Genomic DNA, 17,942 nt, shown 5'->3' with positions numbered 1-17,942 from the left:
AGCAATTTGACAGGAAGATCAAGAAAGCAGGATCGCAGGATTCAAAGTTGTAACTTAAACCCACTAAGAGATTTGACGCTGCTTTTTCTTTAGTGACTCGCGGTATAGATCCAATTCTTTGGACAAAGCTGCGAACTCATCCGCTATTTGTTCTATTTCGTCTTTTCGACTTCCAACATGTCCTTCCTGAACCCACAGCTCAAGTTGCAATGCAAAGTTTCCCAAAATCAGGGCGCCTACCATCTTAGCCGTACCTTTTAAATTGTGCGCTTCACGCTCAAACTCTTTCCACTTCTCTTCCCTGGCGAAAGTACTCAAAGACAGAACCAATTCCGGCATCGTTTCTAAAAAGATATCGATGGCATCAATAGAGAATTCATCCTGTACCTCCGGCTCTGAATTACTTCCCATTAATTTGCGCATGTAGGCTGGGTCAAAATGTTCAAATACCAATTCGTCAGCATCCTCATCAAAGCTCTCCTCAAGTTCGATCTCAGAAAATTCGATGGTATTGATCTCTGATTCAACCACCGCAGATTCAACCTCGTACCTTCTTAAATCCAAATGCTCATTCAATGTTTTCTCGAGAACATCAAGCTCCACCGGTTTGGTTATAAAATCATTCATACCAATCGCCAGACAATTGTTGATGTCATCTTCTGAAGAGTTCGCCGTCAGCGCAACAATGATGGGCTGTTTGGCCGGTGGAATGGTTTCACGTATTTCTTTAGTAGCTGAAATACCATCAAGAACCGGCATCATGAGATCCATGAATACCAAATCAAACTTCCAACGCTTGAGTGCATCAATTGCCTCCTGGCCGTTTTCAACTAAAACCGCGTTGTAACCCAAGCGACTGAGTAATTTTGAAATTACCTGTTGATTTAATGCATTGTCTTCCGCGAGGAGAATCTTGGCTTTTGCTCGAAGATCCATTTTGGATCGTGAAATCGTTTTCGAAGTGGATTCCAATACAGACTCCCTAACTTTCTTCAATTCCTCAACAACCTCAACCGGAGATTCCTTAACAAGAATCTCAAAAGAAAACTCACTGCCACTTCCAAAATCACTGGTTACCACCAATTTTGAGCCCATTATCTGCAATATATTTTGGCAAATGGAAAGCCCCAAGCCTGATCCACCAAAACGACGAGTCATCGATGAATCTGCCTGAGTAAATGGCTCAAAAATCGCAGCCAAACGATCGGATTCAATACCGATGCCCGAATCTTTGACTGAAAAATGTAAACGTCCTTTTCCGTCCTCCGCATCTACCCATGAAGCATGAACCAATATACTACCCTCTTCCGTAAATTTGACAGCGTTTCCTACCAAATTGAGAATCACTTGTTGGATACGAAGAGGATCTGTAATGACACTTTCGGGTACCTCATCCTCGGCAACAAATTCAATCTTGATACCTTTCTTAATCACTGCATCGCCAAATACACCGAGGATCGATTTTACACTTTCCCGGATGTCGAAGGGCTTTTGTTCAAGGTCCAGTTTGCCAGCCTCTATTTTGGAGAAATCAAGAATGTTATTAACCATGGAAAGTAAAAGGCGGCCACTTGTTTCCAAGTTGGTAAGGTAATCCAATTGTTCCGAACTTAATTCTGTGTGTTTCAAAAGAGTGGCAAATCCGATGACTCCATTTAATGGAGTACGGATCTCGTGGCTCATCTTGGCCATAAACTCAGATTTCGATCGGCTTCCTTCTTCGGCTAAGTCACGCGCCTTGGTTAAATCGTTTTGGATAGACTTTCTGTGAGTGATATCAGTTGTCGTTCCTAATACGCGAACCGGTTTACCTGAATCAGAGTAAACAATCATCCCGCGTGAGTAAACTTCTATCAACCGACCATCAGCGTGTCGCAAATGATGCTCCAGCTCAAAATCTTTTTCTTGAGCGGCAATTCTAAGATTCAAGGCTTCAACCCAGTTTCCATGGTCTCTAAGAATAAACAATGCCTCCCAGCTATTCAAATCCTCAATGATCTCATTGGCTTTTCGGCCCGCCATACGCTTTATAGAACTATCCAGGAAGAGCTCGTTCTTTTCTATGTTCCAATCCCATACACCAAACTGCTCGGCGTGAGATGCCTTCTCATGTCGTTCCTGAAAAAGCAGAAGATCAGACTCCAACTTTTGGCGGCGCATAAATTCAACGATGCTTGTAGCCAAAAGTTCATATCCAGAAATTTCCTTAGGATGCCAGACTCGAGTAGTGGATATCTGATCAAATCCCAAAACACCCCACCATACATTTTCATAAAAAACGGGTATCCATAAAAAGGAAACAACTCCCTGTTTGGCTAGAGTTAAGTGCTCAATATCGGGGACGTCTTCGAGGTTCCCCCAAAGCGGTTCACCCGCTTTCCATTTGTTTAACCAGGAAGGGAAAAAAGCTTCAAAGGGAAGTGAATGAAATTCGGGAACTTGAATATCATCCGATTCGCTTACCCAGGTATAGACTTGATCTATGACCCCGCCTTGCTCATCACCCGTTTCATTTTTAAGCAGATAGATCCTATCCAAGCCCGAACCTTCACCGACAAGAGCGAGTGACTCCAGAACGGCTTGATCTGACTTATGAGCCTTTATTAAATGGCTGACTGCTTTAGCTATTGATTCAAAATCCACAAATACCTGTTGGTTGTTCCTAAGCCTTTGCTCAAGTAAATGCGAGCGTCGATGCAACCGAACCAATTCTTCTTTGGTTCGATCTATATCGTTGTTTGCACTGAGCCTGGAAGACTTAGAAAACATTAGGAGGAACAGGTTATTGAGTAATAAAAAGAGATGCTGGGAAGATTGAGCAGAAGCCCCGTGAATCCGCTATGGTTTCAAGTAAAAACAGCTTTTTTACAATTAATTAACTCCCATTTTCGGTAACGAACCAGGCTTCTTACCAGGATTGTGTTACCAGAACCCACAAAGTCCAATGAATCGGACGTTAATAGGAGTCGAAACTCGTGGGGGAATCGGGTAATTTTCCTTGCCATGGCAAGGGGCATTTGTTGCCTTCCCTGCCTATGAAAATTCGTGCGTTTCAAGGCTTACGTCCCAATCCCCAACTGGCAGCATCGGTCGCCTCTTTACCTTATGATGTAGTCAATACGGAAGAAGCAGCTGAGTTGGCTGAAGGAAACCCAAATAGCTTTCTGCACGTTGTTCGGGCTGAGATAGATTTACCTGCCGGAACCGATGTTTATTCAGACGCGGTGTATGCAAAGGCGAAGGACAATTTACAAAAGCTCCAAGATTCAGGAGCCCTGGTAAGAGAAACCGCTCCGAGCTTGTATGTGTACCAACAGGTAATGAATAATCACAAACAACGTGGATTGGTTAGCATCTACCACATCGATGATTATCTGAATGATCTTATAAAAAAGCATGAGAAAACGCGGCCTCAAAAAGAAGATGACCGTACCAAGCTCAATTCCACGTTAAGCGCCCACCCAGGACCTGTTTTTCTCACCTACCGGGATAACGATGCGGTTAACACCATCGTTGATCAGATATGCCAAGGTAGGCCGTTCATTGATTTCACAGCGCCTGATGGTGTTCAGCATACCATTTGGAAAGTCGAAAATACAGAGGAGTTAGTGACCCTGTTTAGCGATATTCCTGCCTCCTATGTTGCGGACGGGCACCATCGAAGTGCAAGTGCTGCCCGCGTGGGCGCAGAACGCAAAGCAGCCAACCCAGACCACACAGGAGAGGAAGACTACAATTGGTTCCTCGCAGTGAACTTTCCAGCAAGCCAGCTTAAGATTCTACCTTACAATCGTCTCATTTTTGATCTCAATGGACACTCCGACCAGGATTTTCTGGAGAAAGTAAAAGCAGTCGCAGAGGTCACCGAAGACGCAGATCCATCTCCGAGCAGGGTAGGTAAACTGAGTATGTATTTCAAGGGTCGCTGGTATGGACTCGAATTCCCTCAAGATGACTCTCTTGATCCTGTTAACCGTCTAGACATTAGCCGTCTTCAAGATGGTATTCTTTGCCCCATTCTTGGTGTTGAAGATCCAAGAACAAGTAACCGTATAGATTTTGTTGGCGGAATTCGTGGAACAGCCGAATTAGAGAAACGAGTAAATCAAGGAGACGGGCCAGTAGCGTTCTCCATGTATCCCGTAACAATCGACCAATTGATGGACATCGCTGATGCCGGAGCAACCATGCCTCCCAAGAGTACCTGGTTCGAACCGAAATTGAGAAGTGGATTGTTCATCCACACATTTTAGTTGGATCTAAGAAAAACGAGTAGGACGAATGAGTATTCGCCCTACTCCATCGCTAAAGTACATAAAAAAGCCCTCACAAGGAGGGCTGAAATTGGATGTCGTTGCGTAGCAGTAACAGTTAGCTTCCGCGAACCCGACGAAACTTGTTGTTGAATTTTTCAACACGACCGGCGCTGTCAACAAAGCGTTTTTCACCGGTGTAAGCCGGGTGAGAATCAGAAGTAACGTCTTGAACGATGACTTGATACTCAATGCCGTCGATCTTTTCCGTCTTCTTTGAAGTAACAGTGGACCGGGTTAAGAATTTCGTACCTGAAGAAACGTCAATGAAACAAACAGGATGAGATTTGGGATGTGTATCGGCTTTCAAGGTTCTAGTTCCTTTATAATTAACCCTGGCGAGCTTTGAAGCGAGGATTGGTTTTGCAAAGGACATAAATACGACCTTTACGACGAACCACTTGGCAGTCTGGGTGCCGGGTTTTGAGCGATTTGATGGAAGATGCTACTTTCATAGTGAAATTTGGAAAAAGAGAAGGAAAAAACCGGCCACTTGGGGCCTTGTCAATGGGGAAATGAACTTATGCTTAGTGAATTTAATGAGGCGTGGCTCCAATTTGCACTAATTAACCGAAGGATCTTCAGGAGCAATAGCATCCAGATGATATTTTGGACCTAATTCGAGCAGGAACTTCTTCCAAAGCGAATCACCATCCAGCTCATCTACAAAACGATTTCTGACTTGGGACGGGATCCAGGAATGAATTTCCATTTCACCTTCCAATTGTCCGCCACTCCAACCCGAATACCCCTGGAATGCACGAACGGTAGCGCCTGAATATTCCATAAGCTCCGAAGCACGATCGGGATCAATCCCAAAAAACAGTTTGAAAACCGATTCCGTCTCAGACCAATTCCACGCCACCAAGAGTATCTGATCGGTAGCAACCGGGCCACCTTCGTAAATGGGAACCTGCGCAAGAGGACCAAAGGCAAATTTTTCCTCAATCTCTCCCAAACACTTTTTCATGGGACGGTTTAAAATGACTCCCAACGCCCCATCTTCTTTGGAGTGAGCAGATAACATAACAACGGTTCTTTTAAAATTTGGATCCAGCAATGCAGGATGTGAAACCAGCAAAGTGCCAGAGTAGTTCTCAGAAAAATGCCCAATATTTTCCATTTAGTTCTTTAGAATGGAGACTCCTGCTTCATTGAGAAGTTCAAAAACCAAGGGATCATTCTTATAGTCCTTTTGGTATTTGATTACTTTGATTCCAGCCGCAGCGAGGACTTTTGCACAATTGATACATGGGTAATGCGTAACATAGGCAGTTGCACCAGCCAGGCTGATACCTCGCCGGGCTGCATCGGCGATCGCATTTTGTTCGGCGTGAACCGTTCCTTGTTCATGGTTGTCCCGCACCCGTGAGGTGTGGGGAGCTCCAGGCAAATATCCATTATAACCTGCAGTAATTAGTCGATTTTTACCCTCTCCACCGGAAACGATTACGCAACCGACGTTAAGTCGCTCGCAGGTTGAACGGCTGGCGATCAAGAACGTTGTCGCCATAAAATACTCATCCCAGGTCAAACGGTGGTGCCAAGCCTCAATCAGCTCCGCAATAGCATCCACCGGACCGAGAGGAATCATTTCGTCTGATCTATCGGACATAATTTATCCAATATTCATTCGCCACCAAATCGAAGTAAGTCAACCTCAGTCCTCGACAAACCAATCAGGCAATTGCATGTGAAGCGTTTGGCCAGGTTTAATATTAATTACCTTTTCGAGTTTGAGTCCATCATGGGCAACAACTTCAATCGTATGCTTTCCTGGCTTAACGTTTCTTAAAAGCTGTCCATCGAGAGCGTATGACTCCCCACCCATAAATAAGCGGAGTTTACTGAAGTCGAAATCGGATTTATTCGTTTCCAAGGAAATGGTCGCCTGGGACGAGACTAAACTAAATACCAATTCGGCAGTCTTTCCTCCTTCGATAACAGCATCACGGTTTTGGGAAATATATCCTTTCAAACGTACCTCAACCAAGAATCGTTTTCCGTCTCGTATGTTCAGCTTCCTTAAAGGAGAAAGTCCCTCATCCTTTCCATCAATCAGCACCTTGGCACCGGTTGGGAACGTTCTGACGCTCAGTGATCCAAGGAGAGGAACCATTGCAGATTGAAATACCGCTACCTCTCCTTTCTCAACGAGATCGAAATGCCTGTCTTCTGAAAAATAGTGCGGGTGATTCAGATTAATTCTAACACCTTTGATCTCTCCCTTCTCAACGAGTGTAAATCTGCCATCACGCCCAACGAAACCGAGTTCGCGCAATTTATTTCCCGTTTCGACAACGCTAACCTTGGTTCCAGCTTCAGCGTAAATCACTATGCGGGATTCTCCGTGTTCCCGAAATGAAAAGTAGCCGAGAATAGCTTCCTTTTGCCATAGGCCTATACAGGTAATTGCAATCACAACCGCAAAGAAGCTGTACTTGAAAACCCGTGCTCCCGTATGTTCAAAGTGTGATTCGTCCATCATGAAAAAGCCTGCCTTAATTTAAGGCACGAATTATAAGTTCAAAATATTAATAATTCGGACAATAAGGGAATTAGTCTGTTCCAAGCCTCCTGTCTTTTCGTAAAAGATTCTTCCGTCATTCATACCAACTGAACCGACCTTTTCTCCACTTTCAAAACTACTTATGGCAAATATCTGGTCTGGTGGGATCAGTTTTCGAGCAGAATTCTTGAGTACGCTCCTACTATTTAAAGAAAAAACCAAATCAATGAGCTCGCTATCGGAATCTGATATAACCAAGAATCCGTTAGCCACACAAAAGAAAAACCGGTGCATTCGTTCCGAGTTTTCGAAATCCTCATTTTCAGAATCATAAATATCCAGACTTCGAATTCGAGAGAACCCGACCACGGTGTTTTCCTCATCAAGTTGGATAGAGATAGGAGTTTCAAAAAGATCAACTCCTGAAAACATATCGAACAATTCACCTAAATCCGAAGATTGAAAATCTCCGCCCAAGATCAACAACGATGCCTCAGAACCTTGGGTAGACCATTTTACCCAACTTCCATCCCAACGATCAATTACACCGGCATCCAAACGATTAAGCCCAGATCGCACATTTTGAATCAGATCATGCTCAATCATATCTGTGGCCTGGAAATGGTAATTAAAATAACTCCCCGCAAATAATCCATCAATAGATCCGTAGACAAGATTCCCGGCATTCGCTGGGACAAAATCCAAAGCAGATTGGCTTCCTTCACCTTTTCGACTCACTAACCTATACAATCGTGTCCCTGGAATGGTAGCTATTCTTAGCGAGGTCATATTTTTATTCCCAATGGTATCGATACTCAAATCCAGAGAGTTTAATGACATAAGTTCCTGGGCAAACCATTGAAGATAATCAGCGTATTCAAGAGAATGTTCAGCTGCTTGTGGAAACAAGTGCTCAAACAATTGGGTCCTGCCCTTCTCATCATCATAAAGTAGTTTAAGCCCGGCGTTCCAACCAGGTAGTAATCCACCGGAAATGCTTGTGGAAGGGTCGGTGCCGAGGTGCGTTTTCACAAATTCAATGACCGAAACCTCCGCTTTCAAATTACTGAATTCGCTAAAAAATAATCGATATCCAGAAATGTCTGTGAAAGTCCAATTTCTCTCATTGGAAATATCCGACCAGGCTGCTGAATCAACGTCCTTGGTACACAAGATCCACTCCAAGGGTGGACTGGCGGAAATTAACAGATAAATTGAAAAGGAATTATCCTGAAAAACCGTTGGAATAGAAGTGGAACTCTCGAGTAACGCCTGGGAATCCTGGACTCGGAGATAAGACATCAGATGGACTTGGTTCGGTTCAGATTGTCCAAAAACTCCAACTTGGCTCGAGAGGATTATAAATCCCAACAGCAAACCAACTCTTAAAATCGTAGCTCGATAGCAATAAATCACCCTTCGAGAGATGCGCCGAATCCTGTGCTTGTAAAGACCACAATACAGAACGAAATTCGAATTTTTTCTACAATCAGGGTGAAGGCTTCAAGTTTGACTTTGAAATACGCGACAAAAGACTGCTTCAAATGCCTAGATTAAAGGAAGTAGTAATTTATTGCGATGAACGCCTCAGCAGATCGTCAATTCCCGACTTTCCAGGAGCTGAAAATGGGCTGCAGTTTGAAAACAACGGCGAAGTGAGAAAGATCGGAGCCGCCGTTGACGCAGGACTTGTTCCTTTTAAAAAGGCAGCTGAAGCAGGTATAGATTTTCTGATCGTTCACCACGGTATGTTTTGGAATCCACCCTACCCGGTAACGGGTACCCTATATGATAAATACAAATTATGTGTGGAAAGTAATCTAGCTGTTTACGGAGCTCACTTACCATTGGATTGCCACAAAGAGATTGGTAACAATGCCATTCTAGCTAAAAAGTTGAAGCTGAAGGTTTCCAATTGGTTCCTCGAATTTGAAGGAAATCCAATTGGCCTTATTACCGAAGGATCCCTAGAAAGAAGTGAACTAAAGAACCGCTTAGACACATTATTCCCTAGCGGAGTAACAGCCATAGAAAAAGGGAGTAAGCAACCGGAGAAAATCGCTATCCTCACTGGCAGTGGAGCGAGCGCGGTATCGGAACTGCAAAAATATGGTGTCGACACCTTGATAACCGGAGAGCTCAAGCAAAATCACTTCAACGAGGCAGAAGAAGCGGGACTCAACCTTTATGCCTGTGGCCACTACGCCACAGAAACGTTTGGCGTGTGCGCATTGGCGGAAGAAGTCGCTGAAAAGTACGGAGTCGATTGGGAATTTATTGGTACGGATTGTCCACTTTAGAAGTTTCGTTATCTGATCTGTAGATTGAAGCTACCCACTCTTGGAAGACAATGAAGTGCGCAGGAATACCCATTCAAAAGCAAGACCGGTAATTACACCCTCACATTCAGAAGCGGTAAAGGGATGTTTCCTGAAGCTTCCAACTACTTAATAGTTTCAATATACCCGATATAACCTGCGGATACGGCAAAGGATGCTAACAAGTATAAAACAGCAGCGGTTAAAAGCGCGGCGGCCAAGTCATCGACAACAACTCCAATTCCACCTGGGTAGTTCTGTAGTTTTTTAATGCCAAAGGGTTTCCAGATGTCGAACAGCCTGAAAAATAAAAAGACCAGAAGAACCACAATCCAGGCGATTTCCGAATGAAGTAACCGGGGAGTTCCTATAAAGCACAACGGAATCGCAACAAACTCATCGAGCACAATCTTGCCGGGATCCCGCATTTTTAGACGAATCTCCGCTTCCCAACAAATTTGAATAGCCAGATAAATCGATACGGAAGAAAACACAAGAATCCCCAGTAGATCTAAATTCCAATAGACCAACGAAAACCAAATTATTCCAGCGAACGTCCCCCAGGTTCCGGGAGCCTTTTTGATATTACCGATCGGACCCAACGTGGCGATTGTGAGAACAACATTGTCCGGCAGTGCTTTAACCCAAATGTGTTGTTTCATTATTTAGAAATTGAATCACTCGACCCGGAGAACAATCCCCAGTACTTAATCATGTAACCGGACCCCGAATACACAGTCATTAATGTAGCAATCGAAAAGAGCACCCACCCGAAGTAATAACCAAAGACTGTAACAGGCTCGATATTCAAATCCGAATAAGGCTGCCAATCCACTTCAAGCGCCTTAGCGACAATTAACGCACCGATGGAAATAATCTGAAAAACTGTTTTAATCTTCCCTGCCTTTTCGGCTGGCAACACCACGTTCTTGGCAGCTGCTACCATGCGCAGACCGGTTATTAAAAATTCCCGCGCGAGAATAAGAAGCACCATAAACATCATCCAATCTGGAAGAATTCGAACACTCAGGAATAATACAAACAACCCCACTGTAAGGACCTTGTCTGTCAAAGCATCCATCAATTGACCGAATACAGAAATAATCCCCATGTCCCGCGCAATTTTTCCATCTAACCAGTCAGTCAATCCCGCAATCACAAAAACCACAAAAGCGATGGAATTGGCATAACGAAACCCCCAAAATATCAGTATCGAAATCACAAAAAGGAAAGGGACTCGGGACAGAGTTAGAAGATTCGGAAGATTCATAATCGAATGTTTAGACGCTCAGGTGTGAACAGTGACTATCTTTCAGGCGAGAAGTAAAGGCTGGCAATAGTGAATATCTTGCCAAGCAACTTTCCGCTTTCCCATTGAATCAAACTTGCAATTTCTGCCTTTGTAAACAGCCGCGATTCAAAGTTGCGAAAATCAAAGATGAACCCATGCTCTCCTTTTTTAATCTATCATGCGCACCGCTATTTATCCGGGAACTTTTGATCCTGTTACGCTAGGACACCTCGATGTCCTGCACCGGGCTAGCCGAATTTTTGACCGGGTAATAATTGCTGTTGCACGCAATGAGGCTAAAGAGCCTACGCTTTCATTTGATAAGCGGGCCGAGTTGATCCAGGAAAATCTGTTAGACACGACGAATATCGAAATTAGTCAATTTGACGGACTTGTTATAGACTTCGCCAAAGAAATGGACGCATGCGCTTTGATTCGTGGCGTTCGAGCCGTGTCGGACTTTGAGTATGAAATGCAAATGGCTCAAATGAACCGTAATTTGGATGGTTCTATTGAAACGCTGTTTCTGATGCCTAATGAAGCTTACACTTTTATAAGTTCAAGGCTTATCAAACAAGTAGCTGCTTACGGGGGAGATATTTCAAAGTTTGTACCTCCCAATGTATTCGAAGCGTTAAGGGAGAAATTTCCGAAACTAGGCCCGGCTAAATAAAAGGCGGGCTCCGAAGAACCCGCCTCTGTTAAAAATTAAAATCTCTATTCAGCTGCTGGTGGCACGACAGGGGCTTTCTTGAATACAGCGGCTCCGATAGCTCCTCCGATTACGCCACCAATGGTATTAACCACCAAGGTAATTCCTAATGTCGCTACTGTTAAAACCATCTCTGCGCTGTCTGAATTCAACCAATCTATTATTTTCTCTACCTGCTCAGAATCACCAGACTTGTTACTGTAAGCCCTTATTTGTTCAGAAAAAGTAGCAATTGTTTCTTCGAATGTATGAATCCCAAACTGCTGCAAAATAACCGAGGCAATGAAGGCAGCAACTCCACCCAACAAACACGTCAATATACCTAGGATAATTCCCTTACCTGATGAAATTGTCACTTTATACTTTTTCGTAAACCAAAAGACCGCGACCAATCCACCTAAAATTTGCGGTAAACAAAAGCATGGAAATTGAATAAAAAACGAAAAAACTCCAAAGAAAAATACGATGGAGGCTCCAACAAGCATGGCTTGGAAATCATCGGGTTTTTCAGCGTGTTCTACCTGAAAAGAATTTTGTTCTGACATAGGTGAATGGGTTAGTGAATTCGCAATAAAGCTCTCTTAATCCGAGAAGTGTAAAATGGGATACGATTAAGCCGAATAAACCGCCTGTTACCGCGCGCGACCAGAACCAATTTTCATAGAATCCCAGCCTTTCCAGCAACACATCAAGAATCATCAAAGTTATTACACCGATAAGTGCGCGGGTTATTCTGACTGTTTCCGGTTTCCAGTAAATAAATAGGACATGGCCAGCCGCCAGTCCGAGATAGATCCAAATACATCGAACACACACGGGCAGAGCTACTCCATGAATATGGTAACACCGATCGGAGAACTGATGACAAAATTCACTGAAGAATTCCCTTAAAACCGGAAAGCCGTCGTAGGTAATAAATACAGCGAGAGCAATTAGCCCGAGGAAGAGGCCGCTAACAGCAAACCCGATCCACTTACCTCGCTTATCATTCATAACAAAACTCTTTTTCAAGGGCCGGAGATCTGCAATGTCAAAAACCGAATGGAAAGTCATTTAGACACATTTCTTCCCGGATCGTGATCCGATCCTAGACCGAATAAGATTTTCCAATGGACATCCGGGCCAAAAGTACCTTTAAGAAACAGCCTTCATGTCTCAATTGCCTTCCGATAAAAAAAACCTGGGTGCGATACTCCTGACCCTATTTCTAGACCTGGTCGGGTTCTCCATTATTTTTCCGCTTTTCCCCGGCATGCTGGAGTATTACTTCGATGCAAGTGGACAAAGCGGGATTCTGGGTTGGGCCATTCCCGTCTTGTCGGATCTTACTGACGGCGATCCCTTCAAAACCACTGTCTTGTTCGGAGGTATACTGGGAAGCCTTTATTCTCTCATGCAGTTTGTGTTTTCTCCCATTTGGGGCAGGCGTTCAGACCGCTTGGGTCGCAAATCGGTTTTAAAAATTACCATTCTGGGAACTGCACTCAGCTACTTGATCTGGCTTTTGAGCGGCTCATTTGAATTGCTCGTCCTTGGTCGTTTGCTTGGAGGGGTTATGGCAGGTAACATTTCTGTGGCCACGGCAGCGGTGGCTGATTTGACCACAAAGCAAAATCGCTCAAAAGGCATGGCATTGGTTGGAGTTACTTTTGGCCTGGGATTCATCATTGGGCCGGCCATCGGGGCACTACTCTCTTTGGTAAATATTTTAGATTATTTTCCGGCGCTCGAATCCATCGGAATTAATCCTTTTTCCGTACCGGCTCTGGTTGCGTTGATTCTAACGCTGGTGAATTACGGTTGGCTCAAATCCCGTTTCAAAGAATCTTTGGCTCCTGAAAACCGCGATAAAAGTGAAACCAAAGGCGGATTGTCCTCGGTGCTCCAAATGCTATCCCTAAAAGAAGACGGCATTCGCCAAGTGAACTGGTTATTTCTTATTTTTATCACGGCATTCAGTGGAATGGAGTTCACTTTAACATTTTTTGCGGTTGAACGTTTCTTTTATACACCGGCCCAGAATGGTTATATCTTTCTCTACGTTGGATTTTTACTGGTTTTGATCCAAGGAGGAATCGTCCGAAGACTTTCACCCAAAGTTGGAGAAAAACGCATGGCAATTGCCGGCCTCGCATTTGGAGTAATCGCATTTCTGCTATTGAGCAAGTCCGAGACCCAACTTCTGTTTTATGTTTCCCTGACCTTCATGGCACTGGCTGGAGGGCTGGTTAATCCAAGTCTTACCAGTCTGGTATCTCTATATTCTACCGATGATAAACAGGGATATCATTTAGGTTTGTTTCGTTCTGCCGGGTCCCTCGCTCGTGCGATAGGCCCTATTATCGCAGCAGGATTGTATTGGTATTTTGGAGCGTCATCTGCCTACCTATTTGCAGGGTTTGTCATTGTTATTCCTCTCATTCGTTCTTTCGTACTTCCTAATCCCGACAAGGACGAAGCTCCTATTTAGCACGTCGCAACAAAAACGCTCCAGCTCCATCGTGTCCGCTTTGCCACGGCAAAGAGATCGATTCTTTTTCCAGTTGAAAGGCGTCCTCAGCATCGGTCAAAAAAGCATCGATAACGCCTCTATTCTCCTCGGCCTCTACGCTGCAAGTACTGTAAATCAATGCACCGCCCGGCGCTACAAACTCGGCCGCTTTTTTAAGTAGGGATCCTTGAAGCGCCGTTAATTCGACGATCGAGTCCTCTTCAAGTCTCCATTTAACATCCGGTCGCCTTTGTATGACTCCGGTATTTGAGCAAGGCACATCCACATAAACGACATCGAATTCGGCTCCAGGAAGTTGCTCAGATGTTAACTCCAACACATCAGCCGCCATTTGCACTTTTTCGATATCCTGTCGTTTGTACCTTGCCAAATTTTCCTGCAAACGCCGATACCGTGGACCAGGTATATCCACGGAAACCAATAAACCACCGGGAGCACTTATCCGTTGCAGAAGCTGGACACTTTTACCTCCAGGAGCTGAACAAAGATCCAGGACTGTTTTAAAAGTTTGTCCTTCCAACAGTGCGCTACCTAACCGGGTGGATGGATCCTGAATATACGCTCTTCCCTCCGAAAGCCATGTACGGGTTTCCTCCCAATCAGCCTCATTGATCTCGTAAAAACTTGGCCATTCAGTCCCTTTCCATTTGCCTGGTTTCTCCACCGTAGTGGTTCCACAGTAAGCGAAGACTCTTGGTGTCATTTGATTCCATTGAAGAAATTGTTTTGTCGCAGCCTCACCCCAATTCTGAATCCAGCGATCAATCATCCATTGTGGATGACTGAACAAACTGGAAAAAGCATTCACAGTTGTGGCATCCGAAGGATCCTCCCCTTTGAGCTCTGGCATTCTCCTTAACACCGCGTTAGCAAAGCGAGATTCAGCCTTACTGAGCATTGATTTGGCTCGTTCAACCGAATGGTGCACAACCCTTGGTCGCGTCTCTTCATCAGCTTCCAACCACTCAAATAAAGACACGAGCATGATGGCTTGTAACTTTTTTTTCGGAAGTTTTTTTACCGCAGATTGTAGTAATACCCGAAGGCGACCAAGATGCCTGACAACGCCGTACGATAGGTATTGAGCACGTTTAGAAACACGACTCTCCAAGTTCTTGGTATGGTGCTCCAGGAGTGTATCAAGCTTCTGATTTGATTTAAGAAAGTCTTCGACGACCAGAACAGAAGCTTGCCACGACTGGGATGAGAGTGATTTATCAATCTTTGACATTTAACAAATTGGTGTCAGGAATTAATTTCTGACACTAGGATTCTTGTACACAACCCATTAAAATATGAACGAAGCAGCGGTTCAAGCGCTCATCGAAAAAAATCCCAAATTAAAACGGGACAAAGATAAATTATTGGCTTTAGAGCCAGGTTTTTACTGCATCCACCGTAGCTGGGGCTTCGGTTTGATCCAGTCATATGACGAAGCTGAAAACCGCTTGTACATTGATTTTGATGATAAAGAAGGCCATTCGATGGACCCTGCTTTTTGTGTCAATACTATGGAAGTACTTGCTCAAGATCATATTCTTTCCCGTTCGCGGACTGAGGAAGAAGAAGTGAAATTGTTGATCAGCAAGCAACAGGCTGAGATCATTTTTCAAATCCTGGACAAGATGCCGGACAAAAAGGGTTCAAACCAGGACATCGAGCGTATTCTCAAGTTATTACTCGGTGAAGCTAAAGCAAAGAAATGGTGGACTGCTACCAAAAAACATGTTGCGAAAGATTCGCGTATTGGGATGCCCGTAAGAAAACTGGACCCTTATTTTGTCCGCGATGAGCCCGTAAATCGCGAAGATGAAGTATTCGACGCCTACTTTAAAACAAATGCAGCTGGGCGGAAATTGCGATTGGTTGAAGAATTGGTTGCAGCTCACGATTCTAATGAAGGTGTCAAACAACATTTGTCTGAATTGATCGACGATTTCTCCAGTTTCATCGCTGAAACTCACCAGTTGGATCTGTTGGAGCGTTTGCATGCAGCCTTTATTCGTGATGACGCACTTATAATTCTAGGACGGGAGAGAAATGTTGGACCACTCCCTGACGAACTAGTTGCTCAAGCTCCAGTTCTCGATGAGCTCGCCAATGAATTACCAGGACCCTATCAGTCAAAATTGCTGCAGTTGGTTGAACGTACTCATCCGGATTCCTGGACAAAAGTTATTTTAGACCTGTTCAAAAATAGCCGCGGAAAGTTTACTACTGAAAGCATTAATTATCTCTACACAAGAGCCCAGGTTGAGGATATAAAATCTACACTCGAACGCTGGTTGGTAGAACAAAATTTGAAGGGTCCCGTTTTAATTTGGATCATCAAGAACCGGAATTCACGGAAATTCTCAACCATCATTCATGATCTGATTAATCCACGTTTGTTCATGTCGATTCTATACGCGATAGATTATGAAGCCCTGCAATCCTCCGGTACGAGACGTGTGCCGCTGGCAGATCTTTTGTCTGACGACAGAGAGTTGATTGGAGATTTGATGGCAGAAGCGGATCCAGAGATTGCACGAGACTTGGCCAATTCATTGTTGATGAATCAAGGGTTCGAAGAGTTGACAAAAAAATCAATTTTGGCCCGGGTTATTAAACTCTTTCCAGCTGTGCAAAGCTTGGTTGATACTACCAGCGACACAAATACGGGAGATACTCTGTTTGTCTCAGAAGCCAGCTATGATACCCGCAAGGAGGAATATGACATTCTGGTAAAAGAGAAAATTCCAGAGAACAAAAAAGCGATCGCAGTAGCTCGTGAGCATGGAGATTTGAAAGAGAACTCCGAGTACAAGATGGCTCGTCAGGATCAAACAACACTTATGGCGCGCAAAGGCAAACTAGAGAAGGACCTGGCAGTTGCTCAAATCACGGATTTCTCTGAAGCACCCACTGAGGTAGTTGGAATCGGAAGCACGGTAGATATTGAAAGCAAAGATACCGGTGAAAAGGTGACTTATCATATTCTTGGAGCATGGGACAGCGATCCCGAACATAATATTCTTTCCTACAAAACCCCACTTGCACACATCCTGCTAGGTAAGGAAGCCAAAGCTGTCGTGGAAGTTGAAGTAGCCGGAAATTCCCAAACCTGGAAACTAAAATCGATTTCGCGCTACGTTGACCGGAAATAAAATTTCGACCACGTGATTATCAAGTGGATACGGCCGACACTCTAAAACTGTTATCCGATTCAACACGTCTCAGACTGTTGCGTCTATTAGCTGAAGAGGAGCTTTCGGTTGCTGAACTGCAGGAAATCCTCAATATGGGGCAGTCCCGCATTTCCTCGCACCTTGGTCTATTAAAACAAGGCGAGCTGGTTGAAGATAGGAGAGATGGCAAAAAAAGCTTTTATCATATCAACCGGTCGCTCGACCCAGAAATCCAAACACTGCTCAAAGTTGTTTGCGACGCTTTCGACAAAGAAGATCATCAAGAGCCGGACGCCCACAACCTGAAGCGAATTCTTGACCAACGCCGAGAACTTTCAGAAAAGTTTTTCAATTCGGTCGCTGAGAATTTAGGCAAATATCATTGCCCTGGAAGATCCTGGGAGGCGATAGGTCATTTCTTGTTGAAGCTTACACCAGCAATTGTAATCGCAGACCTGGGCGCAGGAGAAGGTGTCATTTCTCAACTACTCGCACGCAGAGCTGAAACGGTCTACTGCATCGACAACTCGAAGCGCATGGTAGAGGTGGGCACTGAGCTTGCGGCAAAGAATGGGTTCAATAATCTGGTGTACAAATTCGGAGATATTGAAAAAATTCCGTTAGATAGCAACGAGGTTGACCTGGCACTATTGAGCCAGGCACTTCACCACGCAAGGCAGCCGCTTCAAGCACTCGAAGAAGCCCACCGGATTTTAAAACCGGGCGGACAAATTATCGTTCTCGATCTTCTCGAACATCAATTCGAGAAAGCACGTGAACTATACAACGACCATTGGCTGGGGTTTTCTCAAAACCAACTTTATCGCTGGATGAAAGAAGTTGGATTTGAGCAGGTAGATGTTTCAATCGTTGCCAAAGAGAAGGAAGAACCATTTTTCGAAACCTTACTAGCTTCGGCTGTTAAAGCGTGAAGGCAGACGGCATTGCGTCTTCACATTTCCGTCTATTAGGTCAAACAAGTTTCGTTGGTTATGCCTAAACCAGTATATTGCCGTCAATGGTCAGACGATGTGCATCCCACATCTGTAGCATCTTTGAGCCTGCCCCGAAAAATGGGAGACATGTTGTGCTAAACAATGCATAAAATGAGAACAATGAG

Annotated in this window: 18 protein-coding genes; 6 read left to right on the top strand and 12 right to left on the bottom strand. The window is 44.3% G+C overall.

Annotation, left to right across the window (positions count from 1 at the left end; translation table 11 throughout):
• Positions 1-63: 63 nt before the first annotated feature.
• Positions 64-2,769 (bottom strand): response regulator, encoded by a 2,706-nt coding sequence (locus tag O3C43_14625; GenBank protein MDA1067724.1) that lies wholly within the window; start codon positions 2,767-2,769, stop codon positions 64-66.
• Positions 2,770-3,035: 266 nt separating this feature from the next.
• On the opposite strand from O3C43_14625, the gene O3C43_14620 reads away from it, so the two are divergent.
• Positions 3,036-4,253: a DUF1015 family protein gene (locus O3C43_14620; protein ID MDA1067723.1), complete on the top strand. Its 1,218-nt coding sequence runs from the start codon at positions 3,036-3,038 to the stop codon at positions 4,251-4,253.
• A gap of 118 nt (positions 4,254-4,371) precedes the next feature.
• Here the strand turns inward: O3C43_14620 and O3C43_14615 are convergent, their stop codons facing one another.
• From O3C43_14615 to O3C43_14590, 6 genes are all read right to left on the bottom strand, one after another.
• Positions 4,372-4,623 carry a type B 50S ribosomal protein L31 gene (locus O3C43_14615; protein MDA1067722.1) on the bottom strand — a complete coding sequence of 84 codons (252 nt, stop codon included), beginning with the start codon at positions 4,621-4,623 and terminating at the stop codon, positions 4,372-4,374.
• A gap of 19 nt (positions 4,624-4,642) precedes the next feature.
• A complete protein-coding gene (gene ykgO, locus O3C43_14610) occupies positions 4,643-4,768 on the bottom strand; it encodes a type B 50S ribosomal protein L36 (GenBank protein MDA1067721.1) in 126 nt (41 codons plus the stop codon).
• A 107-nt stretch (positions 4,769-4,875) separates the two neighbouring features.
• Positions 4,876-5,436, bottom strand: a complete 561-nt coding sequence (locus O3C43_14605) for a YqgE/AlgH family protein (protein MDA1067720.1) — start codon at positions 5,434-5,436, stop codon at positions 4,876-4,878.
• The gene (locus tag O3C43_14600; protein ID MDA1067719.1) at positions 5,437-5,928 is read right to left on the bottom strand and encodes a cytidine/deoxycytidylate deaminase family protein; all 492 of its coding nucleotides are present in this window, start codon (positions 5,926-5,928) and stop codon (positions 5,437-5,439) included.
• A gap of 45 nt (positions 5,929-5,973) precedes the next feature.
• The gene (locus O3C43_14595; protein MDA1067718.1) at positions 5,974-6,801 is read right to left on the bottom strand and encodes a PEGA domain-containing protein; all 828 of its coding nucleotides are present in this window, start codon (positions 6,799-6,801) and stop codon (positions 5,974-5,976) included.
• A gap of 30 nt (positions 6,802-6,831) precedes the next feature.
• On the bottom strand, positions 6,832-8,124 hold the full coding sequence (locus O3C43_14590) for a hypothetical protein (protein MDA1067717.1): 1,293 nt from the start codon (positions 8,122-8,124) through the stop codon (positions 6,832-6,834).
• Between the two features lie 242 nt (positions 8,125-8,366).
• On the opposite strand from O3C43_14590, the gene O3C43_14585 reads away from it, so the two are divergent.
• Positions 8,367-9,122, top strand: a complete 756-nt coding sequence (locus O3C43_14585; protein ID MDA1067716.1) for a Nif3-like dinuclear metal center hexameric protein — start codon at positions 8,367-8,369, stop codon at positions 9,120-9,122.
• A gap of 143 nt (positions 9,123-9,265) precedes the next feature.
• Here the strand turns inward: O3C43_14585 and O3C43_14580 are convergent, their stop codons facing one another.
• Together O3C43_14580 and pgsA are read right to left on the bottom strand one after the other, a co-directional pair.
• Entirely contained in the window at positions 9,266-9,802 is a 537-nt protein-coding gene (locus O3C43_14580) for a phosphatidylglycerophosphatase A (protein ID MDA1067715.1), read from the bottom strand.
• A complete protein-coding gene (pgsA, locus tag O3C43_14575) occupies positions 9,802-10,410 on the bottom strand; it encodes a CDP-diacylglycerol--glycerol-3-phosphate 3-phosphatidyltransferase (GenBank protein ID MDA1067714.1) in 609 nt (202 codons plus the stop codon). Before pgsA ends, O3C43_14580 begins: the two co-directional genes overlap by 1 nt.
• 199 nt (positions 10,411-10,609) lie before the next feature.
• Between pgsA and coaD the strand changes: the two genes are divergently transcribed.
• Positions 10,610-11,104, top strand: a complete 495-nt coding sequence (coaD, locus tag O3C43_14570) for a pantetheine-phosphate adenylyltransferase (protein MDA1067713.1) — start codon at positions 10,610-10,612, stop codon at positions 11,102-11,104.
• 44 nt (positions 11,105-11,148) lie between these two features.
• Here the strand turns inward: coaD and O3C43_14565 are convergent, their stop codons facing one another.
• Both O3C43_14565 and O3C43_14560 read right to left on the bottom strand, forming a co-directional pair.
• Positions 11,149-11,688, bottom strand: a complete 540-nt coding sequence (locus O3C43_14565; protein ID MDA1067712.1) for a DUF4199 family protein — start codon at positions 11,686-11,688, stop codon at positions 11,149-11,151.
• Complete coding sequence (locus tag O3C43_14560) at positions 11,651-12,136, bottom strand: DUF2085 domain-containing protein (protein ID MDA1067711.1); 486 nt, start codon at positions 12,134-12,136, stop codon at positions 11,651-11,653. The genes O3C43_14565 and O3C43_14560 overlap by 38 nt, the downstream gene beginning before the upstream one ends.
• A 157-nt stretch (positions 12,137-12,293) precedes the next feature.
• On the opposite strand from O3C43_14560, the gene O3C43_14555 reads away from it, so the two are divergent.
• Positions 12,294-13,613, top strand: coding sequence for an MFS transporter (locus O3C43_14555; GenBank protein MDA1067710.1), 1,320 nt, complete (start codon positions 12,294-12,296; stop codon positions 13,611-13,613).
• On the opposite strand, the gene O3C43_14550 is transcribed toward O3C43_14555, so the two are convergent.
• A complete protein-coding gene (locus O3C43_14550; GenBank protein ID MDA1067709.1) occupies positions 13,606-14,886 on the bottom strand; it encodes an RsmB/NOP family class I SAM-dependent RNA methyltransferase in 1,281 nt (426 codons plus the stop codon). The genes O3C43_14555 and O3C43_14550 overlap by 8 nt on opposite strands.
• Positions 14,887-14,950: 64 nt before the next feature.
• Here O3C43_14550 and O3C43_14545 point away from each other — a divergent pair, with 64 nt between their 5' ends.
• A complete protein-coding gene (locus O3C43_14545) occupies positions 14,951-16,801 on the top strand; it encodes a GreA/GreB family elongation factor (protein ID MDA1067708.1) in 1,851 nt (616 codons plus the stop codon).
• A gap of 23 nt (positions 16,802-16,824) precedes the next feature.
• A complete protein-coding gene (locus O3C43_14540; protein MDA1067707.1) occupies positions 16,825-17,754 on the top strand; it encodes a metalloregulator ArsR/SmtB family transcription factor in 930 nt (309 codons plus the stop codon).
• Positions 17,755-17,942 lie beyond the last annotated feature (188 nt).

This window comes from Verrucomicrobiota bacterium, assembly GCA_027622555.1.
Lineage (GTDB): Bacteria > Verrucomicrobiota > Verrucomicrobiia > Opitutales > UBA2995 > UBA2995.
The sequence above is the reverse complement of the archived record's forward strand: the minus strand, read 5'-3'. Positions and strand labels throughout refer to the sequence as shown.